7 protein-coding genes are annotated in these 10045 nt (G+C 40.9%); 2 read left to right on the top strand and 5 right to left on the bottom strand.

Features of this window, described 5'->3' with window-relative positions; translation table 11 throughout:
* Positions 1-335 precede the first annotated feature (335 nt).
* The gene (locus BDR01S_RS26645; protein ID WP_335582583.1) at positions 336-443 is read right to left on the bottom strand and encodes a hypothetical protein; all 108 of its coding nucleotides are present in this window, start codon (positions 441-443) and stop codon (positions 336-338) included.
* A 113-nt stretch (positions 444-556) separates the two neighbouring features.
* On the opposite strand from BDR01S_RS26645, the gene BDR01S_RS09175 reads away from it, so the two are divergent.
* On the top strand, positions 557-1078 hold the full coding sequence (locus BDR01S_RS09175; protein ID WP_066260107.1) for a cupin domain-containing protein: 522 nt from the start codon (positions 557-559) through the stop codon (positions 1076-1078).
* Positions 1079-1150: 72 nt separating this feature from the next.
* Here the strand turns inward: BDR01S_RS09175 and BDR01S_RS09170 are convergent, their stop codons facing one another.
* The 3 genes from BDR01S_RS09170 to BDR01S_RS09160 all read right to left on the bottom strand — a co-directional run bounded on the left by BDR01S_RS09170 (position 1151) and on the right by BDR01S_RS09160 (position 7413).
* Positions 1151-1828, bottom strand: coding sequence for a hypothetical protein (locus BDR01S_RS09170; RefSeq protein ID WP_235846529.1), 678 nt, complete (start codon positions 1826-1828; stop codon positions 1151-1153).
* A gap of 64 nt (positions 1829-1892) precedes the next feature.
* Entirely contained in the window at positions 1893-5630 is a 3738-nt protein-coding gene (locus BDR01S_RS09165) for a DEAD/DEAH box helicase (protein ID WP_066255874.1), read from the bottom strand.
* Positions 5631-5916: 286 nt separating this feature from the next.
* Positions 5917-7413 carry a S8 family serine peptidase gene (locus BDR01S_RS09160; protein WP_066255877.1) on the bottom strand — a complete coding sequence of 499 codons (1497 nt, stop codon included), beginning with the start codon at positions 7411-7413 and terminating at the stop codon, positions 5917-5919.
* A 353-nt stretch (positions 7414-7766) separates the two neighbouring features.
* On the opposite strand from BDR01S_RS09160, the gene BDR01S_RS09155 reads away from it, so the two are divergent.
* Positions 7767-8270, top strand: a complete 504-nt coding sequence (locus BDR01S_RS09155; RefSeq protein ID WP_066255879.1) for a DinB family protein — start codon at positions 7767-7769, stop codon at positions 8268-8270.
* A gap of 183 nt (positions 8271-8453) precedes the next feature.
* On the opposite strand, the gene argH is transcribed toward BDR01S_RS09155, so the two are convergent.
* The gene (gene argH / locus BDR01S_RS09150; RefSeq protein ID WP_066255882.1) at positions 8454-9989 is read right to left on the bottom strand and encodes an argininosuccinate lyase; all 1536 of its coding nucleotides are present in this window, start codon (positions 9987-9989) and stop codon (positions 8454-8456) included.
* Positions 9990-10045 lie beyond the last annotated feature (56 nt).

The following is a 10045-nucleotide window of genomic DNA, read 5'->3' as shown; positions in this document are numbered from 1 at the left end:
CCCCTCCATTACGTTCTGAATTTTTAAGTATCCGTTTTTTTTACCAATTTTGTTATTTAGTTCTTTTGCCGCATTTTCTGTTATCGTGATATTCATTTGACACACCTCCTTTATCATTTTTCCTATAATGGGAATTTTTATTTATTAAAAAGAGTATTTTTTTATTTTGTACCTACCGTTCGGTACAAAATTAGTTTAACTCTCTAATGAAAAGTTAGCAAATAGAATGCTTGACGAATAGAAAAAGGCAGTTCATCCAAAAAATACTTGGTGACCTGCATTTTTTTACATTTAATGTTGATTCATTCTTTTTTAACAATCGAAAACTAGAAATATTAAATAAGCTCCTCTTCACTCGCCTTGTGGCCCTCATTCAATACAATAGCTACTTTGACACTTTCCACCCATATGGCATCTGGTACTCCGAAAACAGCTGCCTTCATAACCTCTAAAGATTAACCCCAGCTTTGATTAATCCTGTCATGTATCGTATGATGATAATTGATTTTTCTTCTGCTCAAATGCAATAGGAATGAAATTGAGAAAGGATTTTGACATGAACAAAATTGAAATACAATCATTAATCTCGAATCTTGGACTTGTTTCCCATCCTGAAGGCGGGTATTACAAAAGTACCTATACATCTAAGGAAAGAATTTCAGACAATGAATTAAGTGTAGGTTTTGAGGGGCAGCGAAAGCTTTTTACGAGTATTTACTTTCTATTGACTTCGGATAATGTATCCCATTTTCATCGATTAAAATCTGATGAATTGTGGTATTTTCATGCTGGCAGCCCATTAACTGTCCATGTTATACATGATAATGGAGAATATGAGGAATTGAAGTTAGGAATGAATCTAGAAAATGGAGAAGCTCCACAAGCGTTTGTTCCTAAGAATTCAATCTTTGGGTCGTCCGTAATGGAAAAAGATACTTACTCTTTAGTGGGTTGTATGGTATCTCCTGGTTTTGAATTCCAAGACTTTGAATTGTTTACCCAAAATGACCTTTTACTTAAATATCCCAAACACGAAGAGGTCATTATGAAATTAGCGTACAAAGAATTACCAAATTGAATGGTATAGAAAATGAGAAAATGGGGTCAGTCCCCCGGTGCATTAAAGCTTTAGTTTACCGGGGGACTGACCCTAAAATCCTATCCACTTTTCCCGCCATTCCAGCCCTTCCTTCTCTTCTATTTGTTTTTCGAGTGTATTATCCCAGCGCCCGCGCCATGTATTCCAGACGCGCGCGTAGAAAATGTCCTGTTCTTTATTGTATATTTGAAATTCCAAGCATGGAATTTGTTCCACCTTCTGTAGGTCGAAGCTATTTACATCCGCCACAACTGTTTGAAAGCCGTTTTCGTCCAGCCCGTTTTCTCTCTCGGCGAGAACTTGTAAAATACGGTCCTCATTGATATGGTCCTGATTATTTGCATACCGAAAAAGCGGCAATTCTTCGGTTGTTTCAGGCAAATGTTCGGCCATCTCTGGCCAAAACTCATCATGAACTGGACTATATGAAAGCACCGTCGACTCTTCTTTCATTTCCTCTAACATGATTCCTGTTTTTACCTGCTCCTGCCCTTTTGATGTTAACTTGTAGCTTTCTTTTTCCAGTCGGATCAAGCCCATTCGCTGCATTTTTACAAGTAAATCTGCAATGAACAGCTCCTCTACCAGTAGCAGTTCAGACAAATTGGCTGCTCGCCGGATTTCGGTCTGCTCGAAAGTGAGAAGCATCATTTTCATGAGAATGTCCATTTTAGACCGCTTTACCGGCTTAAAAGACACATTATAGGTTCTTACCGGCAAATGCCACATAACGGACTTCTTGATCTGGACCGCTGGATTTTCAAGTAAGATCGAGCGTAACTGCTTATTTAATTTATTCATGCAAACTCACCTCTTCGAGCGTTCGCAGGCCTTGTTGTTTTTTTGCGGCTTCTAATACGTTCGTGTACATCTGTCTAGTATCCTTATGTTTCGTCCGCTCGGTAAACATCTTAGTACTACCAATTAACACAAGCAGCTCTCTTGCTCTCGACAAGGCTACATTTAACCTTCGATAATCTTTAGCAAAGCCGATGTCATCCTGTTTATTATCGTGATTGCGCACCATGCTTAGTAGAATCACATCCATTTCCATGCCTTGAAACCTGTCCACTGTCCCTGTGCGAATCGTTAAGTGGGGTAAACGAAGCTCCTGATGAATCATGCGGTCGATCCTTTTCACTTGTTCTCCGTAAAAACTAATAACACCAATGCTTTTTTTCTCATTGGCTTCCATTCTTCCTTCTTGCTTCGCCTGTGCCGCCGCCACGTCCAATTCCTTCAACAATGAACCAATCCTCTTTAATTCGGCCGGGTTATACAGGCTTTTTCCGCCTTTCATTCTTTCTTCGAAAAACGCAGGCTCGTTCGGCATATCCAGCCAGAGAAGATGATTGTTCCGCTGTATGAGCGTTGATTCAAGCTTGTGGTCCCGTTCCAACTCAGAGTTTTTCAAGCCACATTGGAGTCGTTCGTTTTCTTGATCATAAAACTGGGTGATGGTTGCCATAATGTTTTCATGCATCCGATATTGGATGGCAAGCATGGTTTTATTACTTTTCGGTAGGTTTTTAAACAACCGTTCAAACAGCGACTCTTTTAACAGATTTTTCAATTCAGCTTTTCCTTCAAAGTCTTCACTTTCTTCTGCCATTTCCTGCAGCGTTTCCTCCAGCGTATCGTTTCCTAACAGAGGTGGCAGCTGGTGATGATCGCCAACTAAAATGATTTTCTTCCCTTTTAGCATCGGCAAAAGCAGCTCTGGCGGGGTTGCTTTTGATACTTCATCAATGATAACCACATCAAAAACAGGGTAGCTTTCAATAAAATCTTTGCGTGCGGAAGCCACACATGTGGTTCCAATCACGTTAGCATGCTGCACATAAAGTTTTCGGATTTCATTCAGGTCATGGTCACTTGCTTCTTCCAACAAGGAAAGCCACATCCCTTGGATGGACTGGAATAGCGGAAGCTTTTGCTTTTCCTGCTTTAATGAATCGCGTGTAAAAGAATTACTCGCCAATTTCCGTAATACCCTTTCATGCTCCCGTTCCGGTTCTGTAGACAAGATTTCATGTAGAGGTACCAGATCTTCTTCCTTTTCTTTAAGTATATTGTACAGTTGTGCAAGACGGCCGTCGATTTGTGTTCGTTCCTGTTCAGCTTCTTGTAGCTGCAGGACTCCTTTTACTCGTTTTTGACCATTCATTTCAACCCGAAGCTTAGCTTGCTCATATCGCTCTTTCTTTTTCTGCAAATCTAGCACTATTGCTTCTTTTTGATGAAGCAATTCTTTTACGTTTGGAATAATTTCTGCGTCTGCCATCATTTCTTTATGCTTGTTTTGTAAAATAGTAAGCTTGGTGCTCTGCTCACCCATCTCCCTTTGCCACTTTTGATGCATCAGTTTATTTTCTTGCTGCATAGGCTGAACTTGCTCGATCAATTCCTGTTTCAATAGCCGAATGGCCTCTTGTGCCATTTTTTTATATGCATCATACTGCTTTAAGCGTTTCGTTTTTTGCCAAACAAAGTGTCTCCTACCGTATAATCCTTCAAGAAATGTTACAAGTCTCTGTGGGTAAATTTTTGAGTTTCCCTTTAATTCACTTCTTAGTTTGTCTAAAAATTGATCAATTTCCACAGCGTTCGTTGAAACGGAAGTCCCAAGTATCATTCGTTGCTGTAGCTGGCCGATTGATATGTGCTTCCGCTCCAAAAGCTGTTCAACAAAGAAAATAGCTCGGTTTAATGTATCATTATATTCTTTTAATTTAATCCACTGGCCCATTTCTCTGCGGATTCCCTCGAGCTCTGCGATTAACTGCTGAACTCGTAAAGACCTATTGATATTTTGTTCCAGAATAATCCATTTTAAGTTATCAATTTTTGGAGCAGTTGTTATTCTTACAGTTAAAGTATCCGTCCGCTTCACTGCGTCGCTCCATTTTTCACATGCTGCAGAAGCCTGTTCCATCGTTTGCCTTTTTTCATAAATCTCATCTTCTAGCTCTTGAAATGCAACGCTATTTTGCAGTCGCACCATCGCTTGTTGATGGGCATCCAACTCTTTTTGCATTACCCCACTGTCAGGCTCACCAGCTAGAAACGTTTCGTCTTTTTCAATAATGTCATTCAATTGACGTAGTGACTGCCCGATTTCTTGCAAATGTTGCTGTGCTGATTGCTGCTCCTTTTCAGCACAAAAAACGTCCTTTTTATACTTATCGAGTATAGACTGAATTTCGTTATATTGCTGTTCTGCTTTATTTTTCGCTTCGAGCTCAGCCTCCACTCGTGCAAGCACTTTCTGGAGTTGCTCTTGCTCCTGTTTATTCGCCTCATGTAACGTATGGTCTTTCCAATATTGTCCGACATTTTCTTCAATGAACTTTTTGCCTTCTTCTTCAATACTTTCCGTACGCCCGACCCGAAGAATTCTGATGTCTTTATTTGCTAGCAATCGACCAAGGGCATTGTCGACCGCTAAATTTGACTGTGAAGCAACCAAGGTGCGCAGCCCCGCCTTGGCATTTTGCAGGCAAATTTCAGAAATAACCGTTGTTTTTCCTGTTCCTGGCGGTCCTTGAATTACATATAAGTCTTCAGCAGACATAGCGCCTATAACCGCTTCTTGCTGGAACTCGTTCAATCGATTCTGAAATTGAAGCGTTGCTCGCTTTTTCACTGTTTTAACCGGTGGTTTGTTTTCAAATAAAAGGCGTTCAAGCTCCGGATTCGCAGCCAGGCCTTTTTCTAATTGCTTAAACCCTTGCCGTAGTCTTTTCACCTGGCTTAAGGTTGCAAAATTACTAAAGGTAACTTCTTTTGGCTGGTTGTCAAGCCGCTGCCGGCGAGCCTGTTCCTCCATATAACCGTGTAATTCTACTTCAACCGTGGAGGCGGAACGATTCGCTTTTAGGACCTTACCAATATCCTGGTCCATTCCCTTGAGCTTAACACTCAAATCCTTGAGAGACTTCCATTCCTTTTCATTCAGCTGACAACCCATAATCGTGACTCGGCTGAAATCATCATTGTATATAAGCCTCGAATAGCGAGATGTCATATCAGGAATATCCGCAGATCGCTCCTGGATTTTCAAGTAGCCTTCCCAACTCGCTATTCGCTTCTTCACGTACATTGAACTTTCCTGCGCAACCGGCATGTTGTGAATTAAGTTCAACAAATCAGTCGATACCTGTTGATTCCGCTGAACGTTCAGATCAAACGTGAGGTCTACTGGGCGGCGCCAATTAGACTGCAATGGGATATGCGCAGCTCTGCTTGTCACATTCGTTGCAAGAAATCGATCCTGCTTGACTACACAATGCAGGACCACCACAAACCCTTTGCACGTATCGGCCAGCCTTATGCTCGCCTGATTGTCAAAAAACAATGCAACTGAAACTGTTCGATCTGCTGCCTGTGGATACTTTTCTATATACACGTGAAATGAATTTTCCAATAAAAAAAACGATCGCTCATCCAACCCGAGCTCCCGCATCTTTTCCTTTGCCGTCTTAGTCAAAGTTATCGGACAACCATATGTCGTTGTATTCTGTTTCTTCACTTTGTGTCCACCTACTTTTAAAAACACTAAAACGTTTTGAATGGTTAATATTAATCTATCATTTATTTTATTAAATCATTTTTGAAAATTAAAAAGAAAAATTATTTTATAACTGAATTATATCATACTGTTTTTGCGCTTGTGGAAAAGTACCCGTCACTTCTAAGTAGATTTTTTCTCACTTTAAGTTTGAATAAGATACAAAAAAAGGAAGTCCCATTCAATTTACGAAGGTGACTTCCTTTATTTTTGGTGTCAGGCACCATTTGGCAAAGGCAACATTTAATTATTTACCTGTTAAAGCCGTAAACGCATTAGCTTCACCTGATCCATACAATTCATCATGGCCTGGTTTTCCATAATCAAGTGCTGTTTTTTCGATAAGAGCCTCTACTTGAGATGGAGTATAATTTGGATGGGCAGCCTTAATGACTCCTGCGATTCCGGCTACTTTTGGTGCTGCCATTGATGTTCCATGCAAGTAGGCGTAGCCTTCATTATTTTGCATCGTGAAATAGGCATCCAGGTACCGTGGCCATGTGGAAAGTGCTCGATAGGTAAAGTCACGTTGATTTAAATCTAGTGTTGAAGCATATACTGGTCCGTTATCTCCTCCTGGGGCTGCTACATCGATAAATCCATTACCATAGTTGGAATAAAACGCAAGCTTATTGCTTGACCATTTATTAGAGGACGAAACATTAATAACTCCAGGAGTGCTGCCGGGCACCTCAATTGTTACGCCGCTAAATCGAATTCCAGAATCTGCATAGGTAGCGTTCATATAGTCTGTAAGTGACTTTTTATCAGCGTAATTGAGAGATTCATTGCCTGCCGAAGCCACAATTGTTACATTTTTTTTAACGGCATATTGAACGGCCCGTTTCCAAAGGAGAACATCTGCAATATCACTATAACGAGTACCTTCATAGTAATATTTCAAACTATCAAATCCACCAATGGACATGTTGATGACATCCACCCCGTCGTTGGCTGCTTGAACAATCGCATCGACAATTGGTGCTGTTGGAGCACTACCGCTATCATCAAAAATCCGGTAGGCACGGATTCCTAAGTTTGGACCGACACCTTTCACTTTTCCATTGCCGGCGATCGAACCGGCTACATGTGTTCCGTGACCGTTCGTATCGGTTACATCGCTTTGAATCCCCTTCTCAGCCGGAACATCTCCATAATAGCCGCCGGCAGGAACAAAGTTTTTACCACCAATAAAGTTAGCTTTTAAATCTGGATGTCCTTTATCGATACCTGAGTCGATGATACCTACAACCGCCTTATGTTTCACACCGCTGATTGTTTTGGTACCACCGGATTCAATTGCGTAGGATTTCCCTTCATTTGTTAGATGACGAATATCCCATTGCGAACTCCAATATGTACCATTTGAGTCCGGAGTAAGGGCAACAGGCTTACCATCCGCCCCCTCTGGGTTACCATTTTCCAGTTTAAAGGATTTCTCTATATTTGCTGCCGCTATGGAAGTGGTATTCAGCTTGGTGAGAAAATCAGGGTTTGTAGAGCGTGCCTCAACAGCCCCTAATTCTGGAATGGCTTTTACTACCACTCCACCTGCATTTTTAATTTCCGTTTGATAGTCCTTTGGCAATGTCTGCTTATAAGCAATCAAATAGTTTTTGCTTACCGCCTGTGAACTGACCGTCTGCGTTTTTGCCGATGTGTGAATGCTAGTTGAAAAAGATAATAGAGACATGGCCAAAACACTGCTAGCTACCATCGCCAATCCCCTTTTTTTATTCTTCATGAATAAAAACCTCCTCTATTAATTTTTCTTACCATTCTAATTTTAGGTTGATTATATTTGAAAGAAAATAGCTACTTCTCCCTTCAAAACGACATGCTGCTGAAGAGATTAGCTAATTTTGTAGGATCATCGTAAAAAAGATGAATAATCCACCTATAAAAATACCAATATATTGAAAATGTACCTATTTTGTCAAAATTATAGTAAAATAGTACTATTGACCGCATCCCTAACTCAACAGCTTCAACGTTTGTGTAAATTGTAAAATAGGGTCAGCCCCGTTAAACTAAAGCTTTAACGCACTCGGGGGACTGACCCCAAAATTCAATTGAATTGTTTATGGAGGAATTTTTATGTATGTAACAATTGCGGACTTTATTAAAGAATGGAATAGAGAATCATTATTAACTCAAAAAGTTTTGGCTGGTTTGACAGATGAATCTTTAAAACAAAAGGTTTATCCAGAGGGGCGTACTTTAGGTAGAATTGCGTGGCATTTCACTACAAATATTCCAGATTACTTAGGTCATTTCGGGTTAAAAATGAAGAAAGTTGAAAATGCAGTAAGCGTCCCAGCTTCTGCAAAAGAAATAGCAGAAACATTTAAAAGGGTAAGTGAAGAAGCATCTCAAGCTATCGAACTACAGTGGACAGATGACTCATTGAGCCAATTACAGAAGGCGTTTGGAAGAGAAGAAACAAATGCTCAAATTTTGATGGGTCTAATTAAACACATTGTTCATCATCGAGGTCAATTAACCATTCTTATCCGTCAAGCAGGTTTAAAGCCATTTGGAGTTTATGGACCCCCAAAAGAAGATTGGGTAAATTTAGGAGTTGAAAACCCACCGCTTTAATGACATTAGGACAGGAGCAAGAAAATTGTCCAATAGGAGCACCCTATTGGACAATTTTCACTAAAGGAACAAGAGATTTGTCCTTTAGAAACTTCTTAAAACAACAAAGTTTACGTAAACAAGTCAATATTTCTATTGGTCCCTACAAAACTTGCTATCCTTGAATTTCAAATCTTAACACCATCAATTTCCAGTATTAGTAGTGTCTTCATCTTTTTTGCCCCACTGTCTTGTCAGTTCGTCAAGCTTCTCCATACATAGTGTAATTCGATTAACCTCTGTTTGGTGTAAAGAAACATGGGCATGTAAACTAGCTTCTCTTTCCACAATCGCCCGCTTCATTTCCTCCGGTGCTGGTCCGCCAGGAAGCGACCTAATTTTAACAAAGTGTTCTGGGTCCATTGCTGTCCGAATGATCTCCTCCGATAAATTCAACGGAATTCCGACAACTGCTATTGCCGCTTCATCTACGAGTACAGATGTGACATGAGTCGCATTCAGTCCTCTTGCCAAGGCAATTTTCACCACCTGGCTGGCTATGGTATGTGAGGTACGAAACGAGATGTTTGCTTCCCTAAACAGTGTGTCTGCTAATTCGGTAATCGTCGCAAAACTTTCTTGGGCCCTTCTTTTTAACAGTGCTTCATTTACTTCAAGTGTTCCAACCACCACTTTTGTTAACCGAAAAACTTGATTAACGAGGTGCAGGCCCTTCCATAAATACGGCTGAAGGTCATCCTCGGTATCGTTTATATCTCCGTATGGTGTGTTATGTAACATTTGAAGTACGGTTTGAGCATTTCCAATTCCGCTCGAGCTTAATGCACGAATATGCTCAAGCGAAACAGGATTTCTTTTCTGCGGCATAATGGAACTTGTTTGAACATAGGGGTCTGCCACACGAATCGCTGAAAATTCCTGGCTGGACCATAAGAGAAGATCTTGGGAAAATCGTCCGAGGTTGATAAAGGTTAATTGTATCGCTGTGGCAATTTCCCCTAAATAATCTGCACCGCCAATTGAATCATAGGCACTCTTGATGATTTTCGGGAATCCTAATAGCTCTGCGACTGTATTTCGATTAATCGGAAATCCAGTTGTAGTGAGTGCCGCCGCACCGAGAGGACTGGCATTGCATGTATCATAGGCTGCCATCAATCTTTTTAAGTCACGATCAACGACATCGTACATTCCCAAAAGATAATGGGAGAACGTCATCGGCTGGGCCTGCTGCGTATGCGTATGCCCCAGAACAATGGTTTCCTTATAAATGTCAATCACTTTCAAAAGTGTTTCTTGAAAGGAAAGCAGCGCCTCGATGGCGAGTAAAATTTTGTCCCTAAGAACCATCCTGTACATTGCAACACCCATATCGTTCCGGCTCCGAGCAAGGTGCAAACTCCCACCTATTTCGCCGGCAACCTTCATAATTTGACTTTCTACAAAGAAAAAGAGATCCTCATATTGTCCATCATAGTGGGTTTGAAGAAGTGTCTCTTTATCAAGTGCGCAAATACCGGCCAGGATTTGGGAAGCTCCACTCACCTGCAACAACCCTTGTTTCACCAGCATAATCAGGTGGGCTTTATGGACTGCAAGCATTGGCTCTAGTAAAGTATGCTTCGCGTGCTCATAAGCAGGTGCCAATACTACCTCCGAATAGGTCGCCCCTGGAAACTTCCGCCCTTCCTTTTCGAAAATGCTCTCCTTAATACTCATCACCATACCCCCTAAAATCCCTATCAAGGTTCATTCAATAAAAAGACTTCAAGTAT

It is taken from the genome of Neobacillus drentensis NBRC 102427, assembly GCF_001591445.1.
GTDB classification, from domain to species: domain Bacteria; phylum Bacillota; class Bacilli; order Bacillales; family Cytobacillaceae; genus Neobacillus; species Neobacillus drentensis.
This window is presented reverse-complemented; position numbering and strand designations above follow the sequence as displayed.

What these genes read in the sequence shown, in the direction of transcription:
- BDR01S_RS09175 (WP_066260107.1), top strand. Translation starts at nt 557, where the DNA reads ATGAACAAAATTGAAATACAATCATTAATCTCGAATCTTGGACTTGTT.
- BDR01S_RS09170 (WP_235846529.1), bottom strand. Translation starts at nt 1,828, where the DNA reads ATGTGGCATTTGCCGGTAAGAACCTATAATGTGTCTTTTAAGCCGGTA.
- BDR01S_RS26645 (WP_335582583.1), bottom strand. Translation starts at nt 443, where the DNA reads ATGAAGGCAGCTGTTTTCGGAGTACCAGATGCCATATGGGTGGAAAGT.
- argH (WP_066255882.1), bottom strand. Translation starts at nt 9,989, where the DNA reads ATGAGTATTAAGGAGAGCATTTTCGAAAAGGAAGGGCGGAAGTTTCCA.
- BDR01S_RS09155 (WP_066255879.1), top strand. Translation starts at nt 7,767, where the DNA reads ATGTATGTAACAATTGCGGACTTTATTAAAGAATGGAATAGAGAATCA.
- BDR01S_RS09160 (WP_066255877.1), bottom strand. Translation starts at nt 7,413, where the DNA reads ATGAAGAATAAAAAAAGGGGATTGGCGATGGTAGCTAGCAGTGTTTTG.